This is a genomic window from Microbacterium sp. (assembly GCF_047607465.1).
In the GTDB taxonomy this organism is placed as follows: Bacteria; Actinomycetota; Actinomycetes; order Actinomycetales; family Microbacteriaceae; genus Microbacterium.
Genome location: NZ_JASGCY010000046.1, coordinates 36,661 through 60,916 on the forward strand (window position 1 = coordinate 36,661; position 24,256 = coordinate 60,916).

Consider the following 24,256-nt stretch of genomic DNA (forward strand, 5'->3'; position numbering starts at 1 on the left):
CTTCCCCTCACCAAGGAGCCACCATGAACCGCACCCGCCACACCCTGCGCCGCCGAGGCGCGCTCTCGGCCGCGACAGCCGTCGCCGCCGGTCTCGTCCTCTCCGCCTGCGCGAGCACCGCGCCCGCCGACACCCCCGACAGCGATGCGGATGCGACGACCCCCGTCGACGGCGGCGAGCTCACCTTCGCCATCGCGAACGACCCGATCTCGCTGAACCCCTCCGGCATCGGCTCCGGCAACGACACCTGGTACGTCACCCGCCAGCTCGTCGACTCGCTGCTGTACCAGAACCCCTACACCGGTGAGCTCGAGCCGTGGCTCGCGACCTCGTACACGGCCAATGCCGACGCCACCTCGTTCACCTTCGAGCTGCGCGACGACGTCACCTTCTCCGACGGCACGCCGTTCACCGCGGCCAACGTCAAGGCCACCTTCGACGACATCATCGCCGCAGGGGCTCTCAGTCAGTCGGTGAGCAGCTTCGTCGGCTACCAGGAGACCAAGGTCATCGACGACGACACCGTCGAGGTCGACTTCTCCACCCCGAACGCCGCATTCCCGAACTCCACGGCGGCCGTCGGCCTCGGCATCGTTGGAGACGCCACCCTTGCGGTGCCCTTCGCCGACCGTGCCGACGGCGAGGCGATCGTCGGCACCGGGCCGTTCACGCTCGACACCTACACGAAGGACGTCGAGACCGTCCTCACCGCCCGCGAGGACTACGCCTGGGCGCCAAAGGCGCTCGGCAACGATGGCCGGGCTCACCTCGACACCGTGACCTTCCAGATCGTCCCCGAGGCCAGCGTGCGCACCGGAAGCCTCACCAGCGACCAGGTCGACGTGATCGGCGGGGTGCAGCCGACCGACGTGCAGACTCTGCAGGACGCCGGCTATCCGCTGGTCTCGCGCGGCAACCCCGGCATCAGCTTCGGGCTCTCCTTCAACCTCGCCCGCCCGATCGTCTCGGACATCGCCGTGCGCGAGGCCATCTCGGCGGCCATCGATCCGGAGGTGGTACGCGACACCGCGCTGAACGACCTGTTCAATGTCGGTACCAGCGCCCTGGCGAAGACCACGCCGTCCTGGGCCGACGAGAGCGAGTACTTCTCCTACGACCCGGAGCACGCAGCCGAGCTCCTCGAGGGGGCGGGGTGGACCGAGGGCGCCGACGGCATCCGCGCGAAGGACGGCGAGCCCCTCACCCTCCAGCTCGGCTGGATCACCAACTTCGGCCCCAACCAGACCTCGCTCGAGCTCATCCAGCAGCAGCTCAAAGAGGTCGGCATCGACGTGGTGCTCGAGGGCGTCACTGTCCCAGAGTTCCTCGAGAAGCAGGCCGCCGGCGACTTCGACATCGTGTGGGGCAACCTGTCCCGCGCCGACGGCGACGTGCTGCGCACGCAGTTTTCGGCGGCGACCACCAAGTTCAACATCGACGACCCCGAGCTCGAGGCTCTGCTGCAGGGGCAGCTCGCCGCGGGCGACGCGGCCGAGCGCGACGGCATCCTCGCCGAGGCGCAGGAGCGCATCGCGTCGCAGTACTACCAGATCCCGGTGCACGAGCTGACCTCGATCCTGTCGACGCAGTCGAGCGTGCACGGCATCTCGTTCGGCGCGGACTCCCGGCTCGACCTGCTCGTCGCCGCCTGGAAGGACGCCGACTGATGACCGTGCCGAAGATCGCCGCGGCCGGGTTCACGCTGGCCGGCAACTACCCGGAGGCGGATCCGGCCGCGGGGCTCGAGGACACGCTGCGGCTTTTCGAGTTCGCCGAAGAGATCGGCCTGCAGGTGGCCGGCATCCGCCAGCGCCACCTCGAACGCGGCGTCTCCTCTGCCCTCACCTTCCTCGCCGCCGCGACGCAGCGCACCGAGAGCATCCGCCTCGAGACCGCGGTCGTGCCGCTCGGCTACGAGACGCCGTTCCGGCTCGCCGAGGACTTCGGCACCGTCGACGCGCTGTCGAAGGGGCGCATCAATGTCGGTGTGAGCTCCTCGGCCCCGCACGGCGCCCTGCTGCGCCACCTCGGCCGGCTCGAGGACGAGGACGAGATCGACGCCTACGTGCTGATCGCCCGGTTCCTGGAGGCGCTCGAGGGCCGCACCCTCGGCGAGGACATCTACACCCCCTACGGACCGCAGACCCCGCGCGTGCAGCCGCACGTCGCGGGCCTGCGCGAGCGGGTCTGGCTCGGCGGCGGCTCCGCCCGCTCGGTGCGGTGGGCTGCCGAACAGGGGCTGAAGCTCCTGCTCGGCAACATCACCGCGGCAGACGGGGCCGACCGCTTCGAGACCGCGCAGCGCGCGAACATCGACGACTACTACGCGCACTTCACCGGCGCGGGAGCGCCGTCGGTCGGCGTCGAGCGGGTGATCCTGCCGATCGACAGCGCCACGGCCGACCAGCGGGCACGCTACACCGCGTTCGCCGAGAGCCGCCAGGCCCGCACCGAGCAGGCCACGAACGGCCACCTCTTCCAGAGGGATCTGTTCGGCGCCTCGGAGGAGATCGTCGACCGGCTGCTGTCCGACCCGTCGATCGACGGTCTCACCGAGCTGCGCATCGCCCTGCCGTACGCCCTGTCCCTCGACGACTACCGGCAGATCCTGTCCGACATCCGCGAGGCGGTGCTTCCCCGCCTCGGCTGGGTGCCCGCAGCATCCGCCCTCGCCCTCGTTTAGACCGCACCCCACCGAAGGAGCACCGCAATGACCTCACGACTTCGCATCGGCGTCGCCCTCGACGGCGCCGGCTGGCACCCCGCGGCCTGGCGGGAACCGTCGTCGCGCCCCGCCGCGCTGTTCACCCCGCAGTACTGGGTCGACCTCGTCCGCACGGCGCAGGACGGACTGCTCGATTTCGTCACGATCGAGGACTCGCTCGCCCTGCAGTCCTCCGACTTCTTCGGACCCGATGAGCGCACCGACGAGGTGAGGGGGCGTCTGGATGCCGTGCTGATCGCCTCGCGCGTTGCACCGGTGACCGCGGGCATCGGTCTGATTCCCGTGGCGACGGTGACGCACACCGAGCCGTTCCACGTCTCGAAGGCCATCGCCACCCTCGACTACACGAGCGAGGGACGAGCCGGCTGGCAGGTGAAGGTATCGGGGCGCGCCGACGAGGCCGCCCACTTCGGCCGCCGCGAGCACCCCGGCACCGAGATCGACTGGACCTCGCCCGCGTTCCGCGTGTTCGCTGCGGAACTGTTCGACGAGGCGGCGGACGCCGTCGAGGTCGTCAGGCGCCTCTGGGACAGCTGGGAGAACGACGCCGAGATCCGCGACGTCGCCACCGACCGCTTCCTCGACGCCGACAAGGTGCACGAGATCGACTTCGAGGGGCGCTGGTTCAGCGTCCGAGGCCCGTCGATCACGCCGCGCCCGCCGCAGGGTCAGCCCGTCGTCGTCGCTCTCGCGCACAGCGAGCTCCCGTATCGTCTCGCGGCGCGGTCGGCGGATGCGGTCTTCGTCACCCCGGCGGATGCCGCGCAGGCGCAGAGCATCCTCGATGAGGTGTCCGCCATCGCGGCGGATGCCGTGGCAGCGGGCGAGCGCGACGGCGAGGCGCTGCAGGTGTTCGCCGACATCCTCGTCCTCCTCGACGACCCGGACGGCGAACGCGCCGAGGACCGGCTGCGTCGGCTCGACGCGCTCGGCCGCCCGCTCACGAGCGATACCCGGATCTTCACCGGGTCGGCATCCGAGCTCGCCGACCTCGTCGCCCAGCTCGGCGCGATCGGCTACGACGGGGTGCGTCTGCGACCGGGCGTCGCCACCGACGACCTGCCGCGCATCGCCGGCGCCTTCACCCAAGAGCTGCGCGCCCGCGGGCTCTTCCACGATGACTACGAGGCCGGCACCCTGCGCGGCCTGCTCGGGCTGCCCGAGCACCTGCCCAGCCGTTACGCCACCGTCTGAGATCCCTGGAGCCGACATGACCAAGAAGCAGATCATCCTCGCCGCCTACGTCGGCGGGGTCAACGAGCACACGCTGTGGGAGCATCCGGACGCGGGAAGCCAGATCGACTTCTCCACGTTCCGGCACGTCGCCCAGACCGCGGAGAGGGGGCGTTTCGACTACTTCTTCCTCGCCGAGGGACTTGCGCTGCGCGCGCGAGCGGGCCGCATCTTCGACCACGACATCGCCGGACGCCCCGACACGCTCCCTGTGCTCGCCGCCCTCGCCGCCGTGACCGAGCACATCGGCCTCGTCGGGACCCTGAACGCGACGTTCAACGAGCCCTACGAGCTCGCACGGCAGATCGCGAGCCTCGACCATCTCTCCGGAGGCCGCGCCGGGTGGAACGTCGTCACCTCCTTCGATGCGTACACCGGGGCGAACTTCCGCCGCGGCGGCTTCCTGCCGCACAGCGAGCGCTACGTTCGGGCCGAGGAGACGGTCACCGCCGTCCGTCGGTTGTGGGACTCGTGGGCGGAGGACGCGATCGTCGCGGACAAGGCATCGGGGGTGTTCCTCGCGGATGCCGAGGCCGGCGCGTTCGCGCAGTCGGGCACGCAGTTCGACATCGCCGGCCGCTTCACGGTGCCGCGCAGCCCACAGGGGCGGCCGGTCATCGTGCAGGCGGGCGTCTCGCCGCAGGGACGCGACTTCGCGGCATCCACCGCCGATGCCATCTTCTCCCCCTACGCGACGCTCGCCGAGGGCAAGGCCTTCTACGCCGACATCAAGGAGCGCGCCGCCCGCTTCGGCCGCGGTCCCGATGAGGTGAAGATCCTTCCGGCCGTCGGGTTCGTGATCGGCGACTCGAAGGCGGATGCCGAGGAGAAGGCCCGTCACATCCGCGAGCAGCAGCTCAGCGACAAGACCATCCAGGTGACCTTCGAGCAGGTGTGGAACCGCGATCTGTCCGCATACGACCTCGATGGCCCGATCCCGGACATCGACCCGGATCCGGAGGCTGCGCCCATCATCCAGGGACGCTCCTTCGTGTTCCAGGATCGCTTCGAGACGGTGCGGAAGTGGCGCGAGCTCGCCGAGGAGCGCGGCCTCACGCTGCGCGGCCTCGCCCACCAGGTCTCGGGCAAGGCCGGGTACGTCGGCACCGCCGCAGAGATCGCCGATCAGCTCGATGCGTTCGTGCAGGAGGACGGCGGCGACGGCGTCGTGATCGGCTCGCACCTGGTTCCGGCGGGCATCGACGAGTTCGTCGACCAGGTCGTGCCACTGCTGCAGGAGCGCGGTTCGCTGCGCACCGACTACGAGGGAACGACGCTGCGGGACAACCTCGGCCTGCCGGTGCCCGCACGCGGCGCGCAGCTCGCCGGCGCCGGAAGCGAGGGCGTGCGATGAGCCTGCAGACGACTGCCGCCGAGGCCGTGCCCTCGCGGGAGCGCTTCGCCGAGGAGTGGGAGGCCTGGCACCGCGAGCACGAGAAGCGCCGCGCCGATCCGCACGGCTTCCTCGCCGTGACGGGGCTGTTCTGGCTCTCGGCCGAGCCGACCGAGATACCCGGGCTCCCCGGCCTGTGGAGCACGGGCGAGGAGGGTCCCACGGTCGAGCTCGCCGGGGACGACGTGCTGCTGCTCGGCGGCACCGTGATCGCCGGCACGCACCGCTTCGGACCCATCGCGGAGCGCGGCGGCATCACGGTCGGCTTCGACGGCGGCGTCGTCGAGATCGCCAAGCGCGGAGGACGCGACATCCTCCGGCCGCGCCGCCCCGACTTCCCGTTCCTCTCCTCCTATACGGGCACCCCTTCTTACGCGCCCGATCCGAGATGGCGGGTGCCTGCGAGGTTCGTCCGGTTCGTCGCGCCCCGGCCGATCGAGGTGGGAGCCGCCGTGGACGGCCTCAGCCACGTGTACGAGTCGCCGGGCTACGTCGAGTTCGATGTCGACGGCGAGACGTTCCGGCTGCTCGCGTTCCCCGGTCACGCGCCAGGGTCGCTGTTCGCACTGTTCACCGATGCGACGAGCGGCGTCACGACCTACGCCGCGAACCGCACGGTGGCGATCGACGTCTCGGAGGACTCCGACGAGACCGTCATCGATTTCAACAGGGCGACGAACCTGCCGTGCGCGTACACGGACTTCGCCACGTGCCCGCTGCCTCCGGCGGAGAACCATCTGCGCATCGAGGTGACGGCCGGGGAGAAGACGCCGATCAGTCGCGTGCAGGGCGCCGCGTCGGCTGCCGGCCTCGTCCCCGCCGCCGGGTCGCTCTGACCGCGCCCGCCCGACGGCGCCGCCCGCGATCGTTCGTTCGCGGGCGGCGCTGTCGGGCTCGGCCGGACTTCCGTTCCGGTCGCGATCTGTGCCGCCCGTCGCGCGATCGGGCGGCCAAAGTGCGACCGGAACGGGGGCGCGGATGCCGGAACGGGGGGCGGATGCCGGAACGGCGAGCGCTGCGGGCTTACGCCGCGTTGCGGTCGAGATCGAGCCCGAAGGCGAGCAGGTCGAGGAAGCGCCCCGGTTCCACCTCGATGCGGTGCTCGCGCTCGGGCAGCCGACGGAAGCCGATCTTCGCGTAGAGCGCGTGCGCGCCGAGCATCTCCGGGCCGCTGTTCATCACGACGCGCACGGCGCCGCGTTCCTCGGCGAGCGCGATCACGTGCCTGGTCAGTGCCTCGCCGACGCCCCGGCCACGGGCCGAGGGCGCGACGGCGAGCTGGCGGAAGTCGAGCTCGCCCTCCCGGGCGAGCTCCGAGAGGTGCTCGCCCGGACGGGGCACCCAGACGGTGCCGACGATCGCACCGTCCGGCTCGGCGGCCACCCAGACGTCGCCGAGCCGCACACGCGCCTCGACGTCTCGCAGCGACTGCACATACGCAGGAGAGAGTCCCGAGTAGCTCGACAGATATGCCTCCTCGGTCACGCGCCCGACGACGTCGTACTCCTCGGGCGTCGCCGTGCGGATCACGAAGGTCTGCGGTAAGACGTGCGCTCCGGTCGCAAACCTGGCTCTATTTCTGGGGTAGTTGGAGCCTGTTTTGCGACCGGAGCCGGCGGCGGATGCCGTCATGACCCCGCCACCGCCAGCGCACGCTCGGCGTCCGCCGACAGCCCCCACACCTCGGCGAGCAGCTCGAAGGAGCGCACCCGGTCGAGCGGGTCGTGCGTGATCGTCGTCACCAGCAGCTCATCCGCTCCTGTGACCCGCTGCAGTGTCTCCAGGCGCTCGGCGACGGCATCCGGATCGCCGACGAAGCGGGTGTCGAGGCGATCGCCGACGACCTCCAGGAGGTCGGGTTCGAACGGCTCGGCGAGCGCGTCCTCCGGACGCGGATACGGGATGGCGCCCTGACCTGCGCGGATGCTGTGCACCCATTCCGCGTAGCCGCGGCCGATGCGCTCGGCCTCGGCGGCGGTGTCGGCCACGAGCACGTCGGCCGAGACGATGACACGCGGCTCGGCGAGAGTGCCGGGCCGGAACGCGCGCCGATAGGCGTCGACGGCGTCGAGCACGAAGCTGCCTGCGACGTGGTAGTTCGCGCCGAACGGCAGGCCGAGGCGTCCGGCCAGCTCCGCGCTGATCCCGGCGGTGCTGCCGTGCAGCCAGACTTCGATGTCCTGCCCCTCGGCCGGAGTCGCGTGCAGGGGAACGTCTTCGGGTGCGACGTAGGAGCCGTCGATGAGGGCGAGGATGTCGAGCACGTCCTGCTCGAAGCGATCCGCGTCTCCCGCGGTGCGGCGCAGCAATCGGGCCTGCGCCGCGAAGCGCGCCGCGTCGAAGGGGAACGGCTGCGCCGGCGGGAGCAGCAGACCGTCGACCACGCGGGCCTCGGCGGCAGAGGGCGGGGGCGTCGCGGCCGCGCCGCTCGAACCGGACCGGCCGATGCCGAGGTCGAAGCGGCCGGGGTGGAGGGCCGCGACGACACCTGCGGCCTCGACGACCTGGAGGGCCGCGTAGTTGCCGATGATCGTCGCCGCCGTGCCGATCCGGATGCGCTCGGTGGCGGCGGCGATCGCCGCCAGCAGCACGTGCGGGGCTGCTCCCGCCACCCCCGGGTTCAGGTGATGCTCGGCGAGCCAGTAGCGCCGGTAGCCGAGGCGCTCGGCGGCCACGGCCAACTCGATGGTGTCGCGCAGCCCCTGCGCCGGGGTCGAGCCCTCGCCGAAGGGAGAGAGGTCGAGGATGCTGAGCGGTGCGCGGTTCGTCATGTCTTCGTCTTTTCTCGCTGGCGGCGGATGCCGGAGGCGGTGCGGATGCTGCGGAAGGGGCGGCGCGGACCGGCGCTCCCCACGCCGGTCCGCACCGCGTCTCAGGACTTGGGGAGGCCTTCTGGGTTGATCACCGACTCGTCGACGCCTTCGGATTCCAGACCCCACGCCTTGAGGACCTCGCCGTAGGTGCCGTTGGCGATGAGCTCGTTCAAGACGATGTTCACCGGCTCGATGAGCCCGTTGCCCTTCGCCGTGCCAGCGGCGATGTCGGCCGCGAGCGGCCAGCCGCCTGGAACGATGCCGACGAGCTTGGTGTCACCGGTCTCACGGGCCGCCCACGCCGCGGTGGCGTTCGGGCCGAAGGTGGCGTCGACGCGCCCCGACTGCAGGGCGAGCACTGCGGCTGCGGTGTCGTCGAAGTACTGCAGCTCCGCCGGCGCCTTGCCGTCGGCCTCCAGCTCCTCGTTCCACTTCAGCAGCACCTGCTCCTGGTTGGTACCGGAGCCGACCACGATCTTGAGACCGGAGATGTCGGCGGCCTCCTCGATCTTGTCGATGTCGCTGTCCGCCTTCACGTAGAAGCCGAGCAGATCCTGCCGGTAGCTCGCGAAGTCGAAGAGCTCCTTGCGCTCCTCGGTGACCGTCACGTTGGAGGTGATGAGGTCGTACTTGCCCGATTGGATGCCGAGGGGCCAGTCGGCCCAGGCGACCACGACCGGGTTGTACTCGAGGCCGAGTCCTTCGGCGATCAGGCTGCCGATGTTCGGCTCGGTGCCGGCGGGGAGGGTCTCGCCATCGGGGACGTAGCTCAGCGGCGGCACGAAGGCGCCGACCGCGACGGTGAGCTTGCCCGGCTCGATGGGCTCGAAGCCGCTCTCCTCGAGCGCCTCCACCGCCTCGGGCACGACCTCGCCCTCGATCCATTCGATGTCGTCGGCGGAGACGTTGGTCGAGGTCTCCTCCGGCGCCGGCGTAACGTTGTCGGCCACGGCCTCGGCCGGACGATTGAGCGCGACGGCGGCTACCACGCCGACGATCACGACGACCGCTGCGGCGGCCACGCCGATCGCGACGCCCTGCTTCTTGCTGAGTGCCATGTGATTCTCCTTGGTGATTCGGGCTGCGGCGCCTGCTGTGGGTGGACGCCGCGTTCGGGTCTTTCGGGTCGTAGAGGTCAGCCCAGCACCTTGGCCAGGAACTCCCGGGTTCGCGGGTTCTTGGGGGCGCCGAGGACCTCGGCGGCTGCGCCTTCCTCGACGACGACACCGCCGTCGAGGAACACCACCCGGTCGGCGACCTCGCGGGCGAAGCCGATCTCGTGGGTGACGATGATGAGAGTGGTGCCGAGCTGGGCGAGATCGCGGATCACGTCGAGCACCTCTCCGACGAGCTCGGGATCCAGTGCGCTGGTCGGCTCGTCGAACAGCAGCACCTTCGGCTTGAGGGCGAGCGCCCTGGCGATGGCGACGCGCTGCTGCTGCCCACCGGACAGCTGCCGCGGGTAGGCATCCGCCTTGTCGGCGAGTCCGACCCGGTCGAGCAGCCCGAGCGCGAGCTCGCGCGCATCGTCCTTGCTCAGCCGCTTCAGAGCGACCGGCGCCTCCGTGATGTTCTCGAGAGCCGTGAGATGCGGGAACAGGTTGAAGTTCTGGAACACGATGCCGACCTGCGTTCGGCGGCGCAGGATCTCGCGCTCCGGCAGCTCGTGCAGCTTCTCACCGCGCAGCTCGTAGCCGATCAGCTCTCCGTCGACCGTGACCGATCCGCGGTCGACGCTCTCGAGGTGGTTGATCGTGCGCAGCAGCGTCGACTTGCCTGAGCCGCTGGGGCCGAGGAGGGCGACGACCTCGCCCGGCTGCACGGTGAGGTCGATACCGGAGAGCACCTCGACGCCGCCGTAGCTCTTGTGGACGTTGTGGATCTCGACGAGTCCGCGGGTCGCGGTCTCTGCGATGACGGCGGTCATGCCTGCGCCTTTCCGGTCGTGGGTGTGACGGCATCCGTCCCTGGGGCGTCGTCGCCGAGGCGCGCCCACTGCGTGCTCAGCCAGCGCCTGGCCTGCTGCAGCGGAGTCGGCGGCAGGGTGCGCACCGAACCGCGAGCGAAGTGCCGCTCGATGTAGAACTGGGCGATGCTGAGGATCGTGGTGATGATCGTGTACCAGACGACCGCAACGAGCAGCAGCGGGATGACCCTGCTGTTGCGGTTGTAGGTCACCTGCACGGCGTAGAACAGCTCGGGGATCGCGATCACGAACACGACGGATGCGCCCTTGACCAGGCCGATCACCTCGTTGGTCGCGTTCGGGATGATCGAGCGCATCGCCTGCGGGAGGATGATGCGCAAGAGCCGCCGGGACGCGGGGATGCCGAGGGCGGCGGCCGCCTCCGACTGCCCCTGATCGACCGAGATGAGACCGCCGCGGATGATCTCCGCCGAATACGCGGCCTGATGCAGCCCGAGGCCGAGGATCGCCGCGGCGAACGCGCTGATCAGCTGCACGGTGGGGAACTCGACGAGCCAGAAGTCGGTCGTGAACGGGGTGCCGAGGCCCAGCGTCGGGTAGAGGTAGCCGAGGTTGTACCAGACGATGATCTGGACGACGAGGGGAACCGAGCGGAAGAACCAGATGTACGTCCAGGCCGCCGAGTTGAGCAGCGCCGACTTCGAGAGGCGTCCGAGGGCGATGACGGTGCCGAGGAGGAAGCCGACGACCGCCGAGATCGCCGTGAGCGACAACGTGTAGCCGATGCCGATGAGCACGGGCCCCGAGAAGAAGTACTCGGCGAAGGTGCCCCACATGTAGCGGTCGTTCGTGACGAGGCTCCACGCGAACTGGACGAGGATGAACACGATGATGGCGGCGATCGTCCACCGCCACCAGTGGCGCGTGTGCACCACCGTGACGGCGCCGAGGTCGAGGTTCGTGCGGTTCTCGACGGGGAGTTCGGGTTCGGGAGCGACAGCGGTGCCGAGCGATCGTGCGGCGGTGTCAGTCATGATGATCCTCGTGTTCCCCGCGGCGCCGGATGCGCCGCGTGAAGCAAAGCTAGAGTCACCGGGGCTACCGGCCACAACCGTGTTTCACACGCCGCAACCGGCCGACGCATGCCGTAACGGAGAGGCTCTCCCCGTAACACGACAGGCAGAGCACTCAGGCGCTGCGGAGGATCTGATCGGTCACCCTGGTCGAGAAGTGCAGGGCCTCGACAGGGATGCGCTCGTCCGCGGCGTGGAACTCCCCGAACACGTCGAAGTCCGCAGGCACCCGCAGCGGGACGAAGCCGTAGCCGCGGATCCCCAGCTGCGCGAGGTGCTTGTTGTCGGTGCTCGCCGGCAGCAGGTAGGGCACGACGAGCGCGCCTGGGTCCTCCGCCGTGATCGCATCCTGGAGCACGTCGAGCAGCGGCGTGTCCAGCGGGGACTCGATCGCCGGTACCGGGCGGCCCCAGGCGATCTCGACGTCGTCGCCGACGATCCCCTGCAGCTGCGCGCGCAGCGCGGCATCCGCTCCTGGCAGCACCCGGATGTCGAGGCGGGCTTCGGCCTCGGCGGGGATCACGTTCGTCTTGCCTCCGGCGGCGAGCACGGTCGGCGAGACGGTGTTGCGGGCTGAGGCGCCGATGAACGACGCCACGAACCCGAGGCTCTCCAGTTCGGCGTCGAGGTCGACATCGGAGAAGCGGATGCCGCGATGGCGTCCGAACACGTCGAGGAAGCGGTTCAGCGCCGGAGTGCGCACGACGGGGAAGCGATGCTGCCCGACTGCGGTCACGGCCCTCGCCAGTCGGACGACCGCGTTGTCGGCGGTCGGGCGCGAGCCGTGCGCGGCATGTCCGCGAGCCGTCAGCGTCGCCCAGGTCACGCCCTTCTCGGCCGTGGCGACGAGATAGGCGCGGCGGTCGCCGGTGAGCGGGATCGAGAAGCCGCCGACCTCGCTGATCGCCTCGGTGGCCCCGGCGAACAGCTCTGGCCGGTGGCGCACGATCCAGCGCGCGCCCCAGACGCCCCCTGCCTCCTCATCGGCGAAGAACGCGAAGATCAGGCCGCGCCGGGGCACCACGCCGTCTCGACGGTAGGCGCGGGCGATCGCGAGGATCGTCCCCGCGTAGTTCTTCATATCGACCGCGCCGCGGCCGTACAGGATGCCGTCGTGGATCTCCGCCCCGAACGGCGGATGCGTCCAGTCGGACTCCTCGACGGGGACGACGTCGAGGTGGGCGTGCACGACGAGGGCGCCGGCATCCGGATCCGCTCCGGCGAGCCTGGCGACGACGCTCGCCCTGCCCGGCTGCGGCTCGACGAGGTCCACGTGATAGCCGACCTCCTCCAGCTTCTCCTTCACGAACAGCGCGGCCCTCGTCTCGCCGTCGCCGATCGTGGCGGGCTCTCCGGTGTTCACACTGTCGATGCGGATGAGCGCGCGGATGAAGTCGAGGGCCTCGGCCTCGAGCGCGGAGGTCACGGCGGACGCTCAGTGCTGGTGCTCGGCCAGTGCATCGCCTGCGAGCTTGAAGGCGAGCCGGCCGTGCGCATAGCCGCCGCCCGCGCGGATCGCGGTCGCGACCCACGCCGCCTCGGCGAGCTCTGCCTCGGTGGCCCCGGCGCGCACGGCGTTCTGAGAATGGCCGTCGATGCAGTACACGCACTGCGTGGTGATGCCGACGGCGAGGGCGATCAGCTCGCGATACTTCAGGGGGATCACCCGGCCCTCGGTCGCGAACACGGCCTGGTCGAAGGCGGCGAACGCCGCCAGGATGTCGGGCGTCTGGTTCTTGTAGACGCGGGTGAAGGTCTTGTCGGCGTCGCGGTCGAAGTAATCGGACACGTGCTCTCCTCGGCTCTCTCGCCGCGCGGGCGCTCGGCGCCCACCCACGCTAATGGCGGAGGGGAGAGTGGATGGCGCGAGTTGACCCGGATCGTCATCCGGCGTCTCACGGCGACATCGACGGCTGATCGTTGCGGCGGATGACGTCGCGTTTCGCCGACGACGCGCAGGTCCCGGCCACGGGTGAGACTCGTGACATGGCAGAAGTGACAGACAGCGGCACGCTGTTGCGCGACCGGTACGGATCGGATGCGGATGACCTCGCCCTGCACCTGGATGAAGCAGGCACCATCGCAGGGCTCCTGGGGCATCGCTCGGTGCGAGCGTTCGATTCCCGGCCGCTGGCGCCCGCGACGGTCGACACGCTCATCGCCGCAGCGCAATCGGCGTCGACCTCGTCGAACCTGCAGTCGTGGAGCGTCGTCGTCATCAGGGACGAGTCGCGCAAGAGCGAGGTCGCGGCCCTGGCCGGAGATCAGCAGTTCATCCGCGATGCTCCCCTGTTCCTCGTCTTCGTCGCCGACTGGGCGCGCGGGGCCGCGATCTCCCGTGGCCGCGGCGAGGCGGCCGAAGGCATCGACTACTTCGACAGCACCCTGGTGGCGACGATCGACGCCGCGATCGCCGCGCAGAACGCGGTCGTCGCCGCGGAGTCGCTCGGCCTCGGTGCCGTGTTCGTCGGCGCCGTGCGCAACCACCCCGATGAGCTCGCGGCGCTGCTGGGCCTGCCGCACGCCTCGTATCCGGTGGTGGGCGTCGCCGTCGGCTGGCCCGACGAGCACCGCCCGGCCCGTGTGAAGCCGCGGCTGCCGCAGTCGGTGGTGCGTCACGACGAGAGCTACGCTGCGGCATCCGACGACGATCTCGCCGTCTACGACGAAGCGCTGCGCCTGTTCAACCAGTCGCAGGGGCGCACCGGCGGCTGGCTCGACGCCGTCGTCGCGCGGGTGCGCAGCCGCTCGGCGCTGCACGGGCGAGAGCGCCTTCGCGGCATCCTCTCCTCGCGCGGGCTGCCGTCGTCCTGAGCGACGTGCCGAGCCGGCCCGCGGCGCCTGCGGTCCGTTTGTCGGGCGGATTCGCATTTGTCGGGCGGATTCGGCGCGACACGCCGATGCCAGGCGGGATTCTCCCGACAAACGGCTCGCGGGATTCAGGGGGCTTGACGGCAACGGACCGCCGGAGGCGTTGGACGCGACGGCGGGAGTCGAACCCGCAACGCCGTCAGTTATGAGCTGAGGCCCGGGACCGCCCGGATCGCCGCGATGTGCCCGACGCTACCCGGTGGCCGTGTGCAAAGCGAGGACCGTTGCCTGGGATAACCCTATGAGTCCGTCGATGACGCAGGACGGGACACGCGCCCGCGCAACGGCAAGACCGCCTCGTCATCGACGTCGGATCGAATCGTGGAACGGGTTCGGCTCGAGCGTGTAGTCGGTCGAGGCGTCGCCCCAGGTGCCAGGCCCCGCCGGCTGCCGACGCGCCTGCACCGCCGCGATGGCGCGGCTCGCCGGCACTCCGAGCGCGAGCGCGAGACGGCCGCCGACGGTCCGCTCCTCACGACCCAGCACGCTCGCCCGATGCCAGAGCGCCGTAGACTTGAGAGGTGAAGCCCGCGCCGATTCTCGTCTACACCGTGCTGCGGCTACTGGCCTTCCTCGTGCCGCTCGCCATCTTCTGGTTCTTCTTCCCGATCTTCCGGGAACTGTGGTGGCTGGCCGCCATCTTCGCCGCGCTCATCGGAATGAGCATCTCGATGCTGTTCCTGCGGCAGCCGTTGTCCGATGCCTCGGCCCGCCTCTACGAACGCCGCCAGGAGCGCACCGCCGCCGCGGAGGACGCGGATGCCGAGGACGGCATCGTCGACGGCGAGCCGACGCCCCCGCGATCCGAGTGACCTCTCAGCACCGCTCCCCCTGGAGACCCGTCCTGCACGGTCGTGCCGCCGAGCTGCGCTGGCTCACGAGACGGTCCTGGACGAACCGGTGGTACCCGCAGGGCGTCGACACCGGTCTCCTGCAGGGGCGACGGATGCTGGCGATCAGCTGGTTCCGGCAGGATGCGCAGCGGCATCACCTCGCCGCACGGGTCACGTTCGTCGATGCGGACCGCCCGCGCCCGCTCGACGTCGCCCTCGCGGTTCTCGGACCCGACGGCGCGCTCGAACCAGCCCGCATCCATGCCGGAGGGCTGGCCTGGTTCGATGACCGCCTGTTCGCCGCGGCGACGGGGCAGGGCATCTGGGAGTTCGATCTGACCGGCATCCGCTCGGTACGCGGCGATGCCGCGCGACGGCTCACCGCGGGCGAACGTTCGCAGGCCCTCGCCGTCCCGCGCACGCGCGTGCACCCCGTGGCCCTGCGCTGCTCGTTCATCGGACGGGTGTTCGACGAACGCGCAGCCGCGCTGCCGCGGGTGCTGATCGGCGAGTTCCGCGCCGACGGCGACGGCCGCATCGGCGAGTTCGATCTCGACGGGTTCGCTGCGCGCGAGGTCGTAGCCACCGGCATTCGTCAGATGCAGGGAGCCGTGCGCTGGGGAGGGACGACGTTCGTGTCGCAGTCCGACGCCACGCGCCCCGGCACCCTCTGGGCGGGCGCGGTCGACGCACTGGAGCGCACCGCGATTCCGCTGCCGGCGGGTTGTCAGGACCTCGCGCTGGATCTCGAGCGCCGGGTGCTCTGGACGCTCGGCGAGCATCCGTGGCGGCGCGTGGTGCGCGGCATCCCTCTCGACCGCCTCGGGCTCCAGGGCGCCTGAGGCGCGCGTCGCGCGCGCCTCGCGTCCCCTCGCGTCCCCACGCGCGCCCTCGCGTCCCCACGCGCGCGCCCTCGCGTCCCCGCGCGCGGTCAGCGCGTCCCCACGCGCGGTCAGCGCGTCCCCGCGCGCGCCCGCGCGCGGTCAGCCCACGAAGGCCCAGAACAGCGCGCCGGCGTACAGCAGCGCGGTCACCGAAGTCAGCGCGAGGGCGATCACGAGCTCGGCCGGCTTGCGGTAGGTCCACACGATGAGGATCGCCGGCAGCCCTGCCAGCAGCGCGAGCAGCGCGATCCACGCGATCGGGAAGAGCAACGCGATCACAGTGGAGAGGGCAAAGGGCGCGAGCACGAAGAGGGTGAACAGCACCTGCGTCGCCCGCCTGCCGATCAGGACCGTGAGCGTGCGCTTGCCGACGAGGCGATCCTGATCGATGTCGCGCAGGTTGTTGGCCAGCAGCACGGCGCACGCGAACAGGCCGGCGGCGACCGCGCCGATCCAAGCCTGCTGCGGGAGATCGAAGATCTGCACCCACGTCGTGCCGAGCGTCGCAACGAGCCCGAAGAACGTGAACACGAACACCTCGCCGAGCCCGGCATAGCCGTAGGGCCGCTTGCCTCCGGTGTAGAACCACGCGGCGAGGATGCAAGCGGCGCCGACCGCCAGCATCCACCACTGCTGCGTGCGGATCACGATCGCGAGGCCCGCGACCGCGGCGAGCGCGAAGAAGGCGAGGCCGGTGACGAGCACGGTGCGCGGCTTCACCCGTCCGGAGGCGGTGAGGCGGACGGGACCGACGCGGTGGACGTCGGCACCGCGGATGCCGTCACTGTAGTCGTTCGTGAAGTTCACGCCGATCTGCAGGAACACCGACACGGCGAGGCACGCGAGCGCGATCACCCAGTGGAACTCCGGTCCGGTGCTGCGCGCGGCACCGGTCCCGATGAGCACGGGCGCGACGGCGAGCGGCAGGGTGCGCAGCCGCGCGGCGCCGATCCAGTCGCGCGCCGTCACGGGACCGAGCTCGACGATCGGCTTCTTCGCCGGGTTGCCGCTCGTGCGGTTCGGTCTGCGCTTCGCGCTCGCGCTCTTCTTCTTACTCGCGCTCTTTCTGCGCTGGGAGGATGCTGCCACGCACGGCATCCTACTGCGCGTCTCGATGGGCTCCCCGCCGCGCCCCCGCTCCCGCCCCGTGGGGTGGTCAAAAGCACTGCTCCGCAGGTCAGTTCAGGTGCGCTTTTGGCCATCCACGGGGCGTTAAGGGGTGGTGGGCGCCACCGGGATGATCGGACGGTGCTCGTAGTAAGTCTGGAGAACCACCGTGGTGCGGGTGCTGACGTTCGCCGCGAGGCGGATGTCGCGCACGAGCTCCTCCAGCGCGCGCGGTGAAGGCACGCGCACGAAGAGCATGTAGCTCGCATCTCCCGCGATGGAGCGGCACGCCTCGATCGCTGTGAGGTGCTCCAACAGCTCCGGTGCGTTGTCGGGCTGCGCAGGATCCAGCGGGGTGATCTCGATGAACGCCGACAGCGGCGCGCCCACCTTCTCCGGATCGAGGATCGCCCGGTAACCGGTGACGACCCCGCGCGTCTCGAGCCTCTTGAGCCGCGACTGCACCGCCGAGACCGAGAGGCCGACGGCATCCGACAGCTGCGCGAGCGTCGCCCGCCCGTCCCGGGAGATCTCGGCGAGGATCGCGTGGTCGACAGCGTCGTTCATACATGAAATAATACCCTGAAAGCCAGCTTTTGCCGGAATATTTCCTGTTTTCGCGATCGGAGGTCCCGATGTCCCTCACCACCACCAGCAATGCTCTCATCGGCGAACCCGAGGTCGTCGAGCGCCGTGCTGAGCGAGCGCAGCGAGACGAAGTGGACGCATCGACCGCCGAGCACTCCGCCGCCTGGGCGCAGCTCAAGGCTGCGGCAATCGCGATCCGCGAGCTGCAGGTTAAGGACGGATCGATTCCGGATGCCGCTCACCACGGCGCCGCCCGCGAGCTCGTCTCCGCGATCACCGATGGCATCCGCGCCCTCGCCCCCGCCTTCCCGCACGACGCCGAGTACCTCGCCGCCTCCATCATCGACTTCGAATGCTGGGCGGATGAGGGCTTCGGGGTGCCGGACTTCCTGGACTCCCTCGTGGCGTTCCAGCCGCAGCAGCACCGGGTCGACGGCATCCGCCACCTCGTGATCTTCCCGATGTACACGCAGAACGGCTCGAGCGACCGCCTCGTCGAGGCGCTCATCGTCCAGGCGATCTGGCCGGAGTTCATCGCCGCGCTCGAGGCCGGCGACTACGGCAACAAGCTGTTCGTCTCACTGCGGCTGATCGACTTCACCCCGGGCTACGACACGAACTCGGCGGTGCTGTTCCCCGAGACCGTCGCGATGCGCGAGATCCCCTCGTTCACCTGGGGCGCGATCTTCCAGGACCGCGAAGCCGCCCGCTACCGCAGGGTCGTGCGCGCGGCATCCGAGATCACCAACCTCGAGCTGCCAGAGCGGGCAGCAGCCATGCTCGACGATCAGGCGCTCACCGAGCGGGCGTTCGTGATGTGGGACATCATCCACGACCGCACGCACATGCGCGGCGACCTGCCGTTCGACCCGTTCATGATCAAGCAGCGGATGCCGTTCTTCCTCTACTCGCTCGAGGAGATGCGCTGCGACATGACCGCGTTCCGCGAGTCGGTGAAGATCGAGCGCGCACTCGCCGCCCGCATCGCCGCCGGCGAGGAGCTCACCGCGACCGAGCAGGAGATGCACGACCACGCCGGCCTCGTGCAGTACGCCGTGATCTTCGACCGCATCTTCCGCTTCGCGATCACGGGCAACCGGGTGCGCAATTACGACGCGGTCGGCGGGCAGCTGCTGTTCGCCTGGCTGCACCAGCGCGGCGTGCTGCACTGGACCGACACCGCGCTCGCCTTCGACTGGGAGAACGTGCCGGATGCCGTGGTGGCACTGGGAGATGCGATCGACGACCTGTACTGGCACTCGATCGACCGCCCGAAGGTGGCGCACTGGCTGGCCGCCTACGAGTTGGTGCGCAGCACGCTCACCCCGCACCCGGCGTCGCAGTGGGCGCGCGGCCTCTCGGACGAAATCCTCGCCGGGCCCCCTAAGGGCTACACGGATGCCGTCATGGACGACGAGTTTCCGCTGTCGATGTTCTTCGAGACGCTCGAGAAGAAGATGAAGCCGGTGATCGAGTCGACCGTCGGCATCCGCGGCACCGACGACTGATCGTCTCTGGCAATTCTCGTTCGCACAGCAGACACTGCCTGAAAGGACGTTGTCATGGGTCTCAGCGGTCGCACGATCGTGCTCGCCGGTGCCACGAGCGCGGCAGGACTCGCGGTGGCACAGGCTCTGCTCGCTGGCGAAACGCGAGTCATCGCGACAGGTCGCTCGGCCGAGCGACTGGCTGCGCTGCAGGACGCAGGGGCCGAGACGCAGGTCGCTGATGCGACATCCCTCACGGCCATGACCGACCTTGCCGCACGACTCGGCGTGGTCGACGGTGTCGTTCCCCTTGTCGGAGGCTGGCGCGGGGGCGGCGGACTCGCAGGGCAGACGGATGCCGACTTCGATGCGCTCCTGCCGGCCTTGCAGGCCGTGCGCGCTACGAGCCGCGCCTTCGACAGCGCGTTGCGCGCCTCGGATGCCGGACGCTTCGCGATCGTCTCATCGAGCGCCGCAGCGCGCCCTCTGGCGGGCGGCGCGAACTACGCTGCGGTCAAGGCGGCGAGTGAAGCGTGGGCGCGCGCCGTTGCCCAGGGCTACGCGAAGGCTGCGCGCGAGGAGGAGAAACCTCTGCGGGCGGCATCCGTCATTATCCGCGTGAAGTCTCTAGACCCTGGCGCCCTCGCCTCCGCGATCGTCGGCCTGTGGTCGGAGGATGCCCCCGCGCTGAATGACCGAGTCATCGATCTCTGACGGCGCGGGCTCGGCTGCATCCACGCCACCGTCGGGCTCGGCCGCATCGGGGTGATCGACGCCATCGGAACCCTCCAGATCCGGGGCGTTCGCATACAGCTCGGTGAGCTTTCGATATGACCGCGTGAAGAACGCGAGCCCGGCGACAACGACGACGATGATCCCCGCGAGCAGGCAGATCAGGGCGATCCCGCGCGCCTCTCCCGCGCCAAGCAGCCAACCCCATTGCGCGTTCCCGGCGGACGTCTTCATGTACGGGATCACGACGAACTCGGCGAGCGGAGCAATCAGGAAAGCGGTGACAGGTGTTGCGGCGGCCTCCATCGCGGCGGCGACGCCGAAGACGCGCCCCTGCCGATCGAACGGCACGACTTTCTGAATGACCGTCTGTTCTGCGGCCTCGGCCGGCGGCACAAGCGTCATATACGCCCACATGCCGATGACGAACAGCGGCCACCATTCACGCACCATGAAAATCGCACCGAGCACGCCCATCCCCATCACGACGAGCAGCAGCGTGCGCATGGGCTTCGCGCCGAGGCCGAACTTCGCGACGAGTCCCCCGCCGATGAGAAAGCCGGTCGAGGCGAATGCGAGGACGAATCCCCAGGTCTGCACGTCGAACAGCGTCAGGCCGTACGGGTCCATCAGCGCCATGTACGCACCGCCGATGAGGTTGTTGAAGGTCGAGAAGACGATCAGCCCGAACAGGCCAGGGGCGAGCCTGATCGCCGCCACACTGCCGCGGAAGTCCAGTGCGCTCGCAGCGTTCGGGTCGGGCTCAGGCGCGGGCTCTGGTATGCGGATGAACAGCAGATGCACGAATGTCAGCACCATCGCCGCTATCGCGATCGCGAGGGTCCAGCCCATACCGAGAAAGCCGATCGAGAGTCCCGAGAACACGCTGGTCACCAGGAACGCGAGACCCTGCACCGTGCCGACGAGACCGTTCGCGTTCGCGCGTCTGTCTTCTTCGACGAGCACGGTGACGGTCGTCGACAGGGCGATGTTGCGCAACTGCTCGATCACGCCTCCGAAGAGGATCACGAGGGAGAACAGCCAGAACCACGGCCCGCCGATATCGAGCAGAGCCGCCTCAGGCTGCCAGAGATAGACCACCCCAGCGACCAGGAAGGCCGCGGCCGAGATCACGCTGGACGCCAGCATGACTGTGTGTTTTCGGTGCCGGTCGACGACCGTGCCGAAACTCATGGCGAAGAACGCGATGAACAGCATATATGCGCCGCCGATGATCCCGGTCGCCAACACGGACCGCGTCTCGATGTACACCCAGAAGGTCAAAGCGAACCACAGAAAGCTCGTCGTCACGTTGGCGATCAACGTGTTGACAAGAACGTTCGCGAAGACGGTCTTCGCTGCGGTGCGATGCATGGTTCGAGAGTACGCGACCCCTCCGACGTTCGATCCGCTGACCTCGAGCCCGCCGATATCCGCCCCGCTACCATCCCCCCGGAGCAAGCACTGAATAGAATCGATCGGTGAGCATTCAGCATGACCCCGCGATCCGGGGATTCGCCAGCGACAACTACTCCGGCATCCACCCCGATGTCCTCTCAGCGATCTCCGAGGCCAATGGCGGTCACCAGATCGCCTACGGCGAAGACGCCTACACCGAGCGTCTGCAGGAGGTTTTCCGCTCACACTTCGGCGAAAGCGCCCAAGCCTTCCCCGTTTTCAACGGCACCGGCGCGAACGTCACCGCATTGCAGTCGATGCTTCCGCGCTGGGGCGCTGTGATCGCAGCATCCACGGCTCACATCAACGTCGACGAAGGCGGCGCCCCAGAGAAGATCGGCGGCTTCAAGCTGCTCACCGTCCCCACCGATGACGGCAAGCTCACCCCCGAACTCGTCGACCGCGAGGCATGGGGCTGGGGCGACGAACACCGCGCGCAACCGCTCGTCGTCTCGATCACGCAATCGACCGAGCTCGGCACCGTCTACACGGCAGAGGAAATCAGGGCACTCACCGATCACGCCCATGAACGCGGAATGAGACTGCACGTCGACGGCGCCCGGATCTCGAATGCTGCGGCGGCTCTCGACCTGCCGCTTCGCGCTTTCACAACGGATGCCGGCGTCGACGTGCTCAGCTTCGGTGGAACCAAGAACGGCGCCATGCTCGGCGAGGCGATCGTTGTTCTGAATCCCGAGGCCTCAGAAGGCCTGCTCTTCTCCCGCAAGTTCAACATGCAGCTCTCATCGAAGATGCGCTTCGTGTCGGCGCAGTTGATCGCGCTGCTCGATGGCGACCTGTGGCTGCGCAACGCGCGGCACGCGAACGCGATGGCCCAACGCCTGCGCAGCGGGATCGAGGCCGGCATCGCCGATGGCTCGATTCGCGGCGTCGCGTTCACGCAGCAGACCCAATCGAACGGCGTCTTCGCGACGCTCCCCGACGGCGTCGCCGACCGGCTGCGCGAGTCGTTCCGCTTCTACGACTGGGATGCCTCCCGCAACGAGGTGCGCTGGATGTGCGGCTTCGACACCCAGGCGGAAGACGTCGACGCCTTCATCGCGGAGCTATCGCGTCTGACCCGCGCCTGACGCGCGCCCGACGCGCGCCCGACTCACCCCGACCGTTTTCGAGACGGGTGCCAGCCGACTACCGCAGCAGACCGAGGTAGGCGAGCGCTTGGCGAATGAGCGTGCCGCGTCCGCCCTCCATCTCGGCGGCGACAGCATCCGACCCCGCCTCTTCGGGGGTGAACCAGGTGACCTCGAGGGCGTCCTGACGCGGCTCGCAGGTGCCGGTCACCGGCACCACATACGCGAGAGACACAGCGTGCTGACGGTCGTCGTGATAGGCGCTGACGCCCGGGATCGGAAAGTACTCGGCCACCGTGAACGGCAGCGGTTGCGGCGGCAGCAGCGGGAAGGCCATAGGACCGAGATCGTTCTCGACGTGCCGGAACAGCGCATCGCGGATGCTCTCGCCCCAGCGCACCCGGCCAGACACGATCGTGCGGGTCATCTCGCCCAGGGGGGTGGAGCGCAGCAGGATGCCGATCGCAGTCACAACCCCCGAGCCGTCGGTTCTCACCGGGATCGCCTCGACGTACAGCATCGGCAGGCGACGGCGCGCATCTGCGAGCTCGAACTCGCTCAGCCAGCCCGGATTCGCTCCGGGAGCGGGCGCCGGGGCGCCGAAACCGGGGAGCCCGTTGTCATCGGGTTCGGGATCAGGATCAGGTGTGCGCACCGCCATGTGTCCTTTCTACCAGGCAGGATGGACACGTGAGCGACAACCTGACGATCGACGACACCGCAACGAGATGGTCTCCTGGCGACAGAGAGCGGATGCCGTTGCTGGTGCTCCTGCACGGATATGGCGCCGATGAGAATGACCTGTTCGGACTCGTGCCGTACTTGCCAGACGGTCTCGCCGTGGCATCCGTCGCTGCCCCGCTTTCGCCACCGTGGCCGATGCCTGGCCGCTCCTGGTATCCGATCGACGGGCTCGACGGCCGCGATGCGACGCATGTCACCGCGGCCGCCGAGGCGCTACTGCGCTGGCTCGACACGACGGGCGCCGCGAGGATCGCGTTGCTCGGGTTCTCGCAGGGTGCTGCTGTGTCGCTGCAGGTGCTGCGACTGGCGCCTGAGAGGATCGGCGCGGTCGTCGCCCTGAGCGGCTACGCGACACCGGGAGACCTCCCTCACGACGCAGAGCTGACGCGGCTTCGCCGTCCGGTCTTCTGGGGTCGTGGCACGCACGACGATGTCATCCCGCAGCACCTGATCGCACACACCGCCGACTGGCTGCCCGCGCACTCCGAGCTGGCGGGCCGTGTCTACACCGGCCTCACGCACAGCATCTCGGAGGAGGAGTTGCACGATGTGAAGCAGTTCCTGACGAGGTGGCTCGAGCGCTGATCAGCGCGGATCAGGGTCTGGATCGGATGCTGGGCCTTCGGCATCCGGGTTCTCGGTGTGCGAGTTCTCCTCCACGTCAGACGCTGCCCCGCCCTGCTCGAGCCGTGCGCCGGCCACGGTGAACGCGACCATGATGATCATGCCGATGGTGACGCCGAGGCCTATGCCCAGCGCTAAATTGTGGAGAGCGAACCCCAAGGCAACGCCGAGCCCTATGCCGATCGCGAGTCCGCTGCCAAGACCCACACGGCGCACCATCTCACCGGTGCTCAGCTCCTCATTCGCCATGACACCACCGTATGCTCCTTCTGCGCGCCGAACTCAGAGCTGCTGAAGCCGACGCTGCGGCCCCTCCAACCGCGCGATTGCGATCTTGACCTCGACCAATTCGGAGCCCAGCTGCCCCAGGTGCTCGTCCATGCGGTCAAGACGGATATCCATCCGGTCGAATCGCGAATCCATTCGATCAAGGCGCGTGTCCATCCGATCGAAGCGGTCGTCCATCCGATCGAGCCGGGCGTCAACCTGATCGAAGCGGGCGTCAACCTGACCGAAGCGGGCGTCGACCTGTGCGCCGAAGCGCTCGAAGCGCTCGTCGATCGCCCTGGTCTGGCGCGCGAGCATGCCAGCGACGCCTCCCAGCACCGTGAGTGTGAAGGCGAACAGCGCGATGATCATTCCGATCACATCTGCGGACACGAGCACTCCTCCA

Annotated in this window: 26 protein-coding genes and 1 tRNA gene; 12 read left to right on the top strand and 15 right to left on the bottom strand. The window is 69.3% G+C overall.

What is annotated here, in order from left to right; translation table 11 throughout:
• Positions 1–23: 23 nt before the first annotated feature.
• From QM568_RS05775 to QM568_RS05795, 5 genes are read left to right on the top strand one after another with little or no spacing between them, the layout of a single operon-like run.
• A complete protein-coding gene (locus QM568_RS05775) occupies positions 24–1,667 on the top strand; it encodes an ABC transporter substrate-binding protein (protein ID WP_415136745.1) in 1,644 nt (547 codons plus the stop codon).
• Positions 1,667–2,683, top strand: a complete 1,017-nt coding sequence (locus QM568_RS05780) for an LLM class flavin-dependent oxidoreductase (RefSeq protein WP_415136747.1) — start codon at positions 1,667–1,669, stop codon at positions 2,681–2,683. Before QM568_RS05775 ends, QM568_RS05780 begins: the two co-directional genes overlap by 1 nt.
• Positions 2,684–2,710: 27 nt before the next feature.
• Complete coding sequence (locus QM568_RS05785) at positions 2,711–3,919, top strand: LLM class flavin-dependent oxidoreductase (protein ID WP_415136749.1); 1,209 nt, start codon at positions 2,711–2,713, stop codon at positions 3,917–3,919.
• Positions 3,920–3,935: 16 nt separating this feature from the next.
• Positions 3,936–5,312 carry an NtaA/DmoA family FMN-dependent monooxygenase gene (locus QM568_RS05790; RefSeq protein WP_415136751.1) on the top strand — a complete coding sequence of 459 codons (1,377 nt, stop codon included), beginning with the start codon at positions 3,936–3,938 and terminating at the stop codon, positions 5,310–5,312.
• Positions 5,309–6,187 (top strand): DUF1684 domain-containing protein, encoded by an 879-nt coding sequence (locus QM568_RS05795; RefSeq protein ID WP_415136753.1) that lies wholly within the window; start codon positions 5,309–5,311, stop codon positions 6,185–6,187. The genes QM568_RS05790 and QM568_RS05795 overlap by 4 nt, the downstream gene beginning before the upstream one ends.
• 187 nt (positions 6,188–6,374) lie before the next feature.
• On the opposite strand, the gene QM568_RS05800 is transcribed toward QM568_RS05795, so the two are convergent.
• The 7 genes from QM568_RS05800 to QM568_RS05830 all read right to left on the bottom strand — a co-directional run bounded on the left by QM568_RS05800 (position 6,375) and on the right by QM568_RS05830 (position 12,953).
• The gene (locus QM568_RS05800; protein WP_415136755.1) at positions 6,375–6,983 is read right to left on the bottom strand and encodes a GNAT family N-acetyltransferase; all 609 of its coding nucleotides are present in this window, start codon (positions 6,981–6,983) and stop codon (positions 6,375–6,377) included.
• A complete protein-coding gene (locus QM568_RS05805) occupies positions 6,980–8,122 on the bottom strand; it encodes an LLM class flavin-dependent oxidoreductase (RefSeq protein ID WP_415136757.1) in 1,143 nt (380 codons plus the stop codon). Before QM568_RS05805 ends, QM568_RS05800 begins: the two co-directional genes overlap by 4 nt.
• Before the next feature lie 101 nt (positions 8,123–8,223).
• The gene (locus tag QM568_RS05810) at positions 8,224–9,222 is read right to left on the bottom strand and encodes an ABC transporter substrate-binding protein (protein WP_415136759.1); all 999 of its coding nucleotides are present in this window, start codon (positions 9,220–9,222) and stop codon (positions 8,224–8,226) included.
• 77 nt (positions 9,223–9,299) lie between these two features.
• Positions 9,300–10,091, bottom strand: a complete 792-nt coding sequence (locus QM568_RS05815; RefSeq protein WP_415136761.1) for an amino acid ABC transporter ATP-binding protein — start codon at positions 10,089–10,091, stop codon at positions 9,300–9,302.
• Positions 10,088–11,125, bottom strand: a complete 1,038-nt coding sequence (locus QM568_RS05820) for an amino acid ABC transporter permease (protein ID WP_415136763.1) — start codon at positions 11,123–11,125, stop codon at positions 10,088–10,090. Before QM568_RS05820 ends, QM568_RS05815 begins: the two co-directional genes overlap by 4 nt.
• A 154-nt stretch (positions 11,126–11,279) precedes the next feature.
• On the bottom strand, positions 11,280–12,590 hold the full coding sequence (locus QM568_RS05825; protein ID WP_415136765.1) for a M20/M25/M40 family metallo-hydrolase: 1,311 nt from the start codon (positions 12,588–12,590) through the stop codon (positions 11,280–11,282).
• 9 nt (positions 12,591–12,599) lie between these two features.
• Positions 12,600–12,953, bottom strand: coding sequence for a carboxymuconolactone decarboxylase family protein (locus QM568_RS05830; protein ID WP_415136767.1), 354 nt, complete (start codon positions 12,951–12,953; stop codon positions 12,600–12,602).
• Between the two features lie 197 nt (positions 12,954–13,150).
• On the opposite strand from QM568_RS05830, the gene QM568_RS05835 reads away from it, so the two are divergent.
• Positions 13,151–13,978, top strand: a complete 828-nt coding sequence (locus tag QM568_RS05835; RefSeq protein WP_415136769.1) for an NADPH-dependent oxidoreductase — start codon at positions 13,151–13,153, stop codon at positions 13,976–13,978.
• A gap of 161 nt (positions 13,979–14,139) precedes the next feature.
• Here the strand turns inward: QM568_RS05835 and QM568_RS05840 are convergent.
• Together QM568_RS05840 and QM568_RS05845 are read right to left on the bottom strand one after the other, a co-directional pair.
• Positions 14,140–14,215: transfer RNA gene (locus QM568_RS05840), tRNA-Met, on the bottom strand.
• Positions 14,216–14,335: 120 nt separating this feature from the next.
• A complete protein-coding gene (locus QM568_RS05845) occupies positions 14,336–14,521 on the bottom strand; it encodes a hypothetical protein (protein WP_415136771.1) in 186 nt (61 codons plus the stop codon).
• Between the two features lie 35 nt (positions 14,522–14,556).
• On the opposite strand from QM568_RS05845, the gene QM568_RS05850 reads away from it, so the two are divergent.
• Complete coding sequence (locus tag QM568_RS05850) at positions 14,557–14,847, top strand: DUF4229 domain-containing protein (RefSeq protein WP_415136773.1); 291 nt, start codon at positions 14,557–14,559, stop codon at positions 14,845–14,847.
• Positions 14,844–15,710: a hypothetical protein gene (locus QM568_RS05855; RefSeq protein ID WP_415136775.1), complete on the top strand. Its 867-nt coding sequence runs from the start codon at positions 14,844–14,846 to the stop codon at positions 15,708–15,710. The genes QM568_RS05850 and QM568_RS05855 overlap by 4 nt, the downstream gene beginning before the upstream one ends.
• A 141-nt stretch (positions 15,711–15,851) precedes the next feature.
• Here the strand turns inward: QM568_RS05855 and QM568_RS05860 are convergent, their stop codons facing one another.
• Together QM568_RS05860 and QM568_RS05865 are read right to left on the bottom strand one after the other, a co-directional pair.
• Positions 15,852–16,841 carry a 1,4-dihydroxy-2-naphthoate polyprenyltransferase gene (locus QM568_RS05860; protein ID WP_415136777.1) on the bottom strand — a complete coding sequence of 330 codons (990 nt, stop codon included), beginning with the start codon at positions 16,839–16,841 and terminating at the stop codon, positions 15,852–15,854.
• 123 nt (positions 16,842–16,964) lie between these two features.
• The gene (locus tag QM568_RS05865; protein WP_415136779.1) at positions 16,965–17,426 is read right to left on the bottom strand and encodes an Lrp/AsnC family transcriptional regulator; all 462 of its coding nucleotides are present in this window, start codon (positions 17,424–17,426) and stop codon (positions 16,965–16,967) included.
• A 68-nt stretch (positions 17,427–17,494) separates the two neighbouring features.
• Here QM568_RS05865 and QM568_RS05870 point away from each other — a divergent pair, with 68 nt between their 5' ends.
• Together QM568_RS05870 and QM568_RS05875 are read left to right on the top strand one after the other, a co-directional pair.
• On the top strand, positions 17,495–18,955 hold the full coding sequence (locus QM568_RS05870) for a DUF6421 family protein (protein WP_415136781.1): 1,461 nt from the start codon (positions 17,495–17,497) through the stop codon (positions 18,953–18,955).
• Positions 18,956–19,009: 54 nt separating this feature from the next.
• The gene (locus QM568_RS05875) at positions 19,010–19,648 is read left to right on the top strand and encodes an SDR family NAD(P)-dependent oxidoreductase (RefSeq protein WP_415136783.1); all 639 of its coding nucleotides are present in this window, start codon (positions 19,010–19,012) and stop codon (positions 19,646–19,648) included.
• Here the strand turns inward: QM568_RS05875 and QM568_RS05880 are convergent.
• Entirely contained in the window at positions 19,562–21,040 is a 1,479-nt protein-coding gene (locus QM568_RS05880; protein WP_415136785.1) for an MFS transporter, read from the bottom strand. The genes QM568_RS05875 and QM568_RS05880 overlap by 87 nt on opposite strands.
• A 107-nt stretch (positions 21,041–21,147) precedes the next feature.
• On the opposite strand from QM568_RS05880, the gene QM568_RS05885 reads away from it, so the two are divergent.
• Positions 21,148–22,215 (top strand): threonine aldolase family protein, encoded by a 1,068-nt coding sequence (locus QM568_RS05885; RefSeq protein ID WP_415136787.1) that lies wholly within the window; start codon positions 21,148–21,150, stop codon positions 22,213–22,215.
• A 58-nt stretch (positions 22,216–22,273) separates the two neighbouring features.
• Here QM568_RS05885 and QM568_RS05890 read toward each other — a convergent pair whose 3' ends face one another.
• Positions 22,274–22,876 (bottom strand): NUDIX hydrolase family protein, encoded by a 603-nt coding sequence (locus QM568_RS05890; protein ID WP_415136789.1) that lies wholly within the window; start codon positions 22,874–22,876, stop codon positions 22,274–22,276.
• Between the two features lie 29 nt (positions 22,877–22,905).
• On the opposite strand from QM568_RS05890, the gene QM568_RS05895 reads away from it, so the two are divergent.
• The gene (locus QM568_RS05895; RefSeq protein ID WP_415136791.1) at positions 22,906–23,544 is read left to right on the top strand and encodes an alpha/beta hydrolase; all 639 of its coding nucleotides are present in this window, start codon (positions 22,906–22,908) and stop codon (positions 23,542–23,544) included.
• Here the strand turns inward: QM568_RS05895 and QM568_RS05900 are convergent, their stop codons facing one another.
• Together QM568_RS05900 and QM568_RS05905 are read right to left on the bottom strand one after the other, a co-directional pair.
• Complete coding sequence (locus tag QM568_RS05900; RefSeq protein WP_415136793.1) at positions 23,545–23,832, bottom strand: hypothetical protein; 288 nt, start codon at positions 23,830–23,832, stop codon at positions 23,545–23,547. It lies immediately after the preceding gene.
• 33 nt (positions 23,833–23,865) lie between these two features.
• Positions 23,866–24,222, bottom strand: a complete 357-nt coding sequence (locus QM568_RS05905) for a response regulator (protein WP_415136795.1) — start codon at positions 24,220–24,222, stop codon at positions 23,866–23,868.
• Between the last annotated feature and the right edge of the window lie 34 nt (positions 24,223–24,256).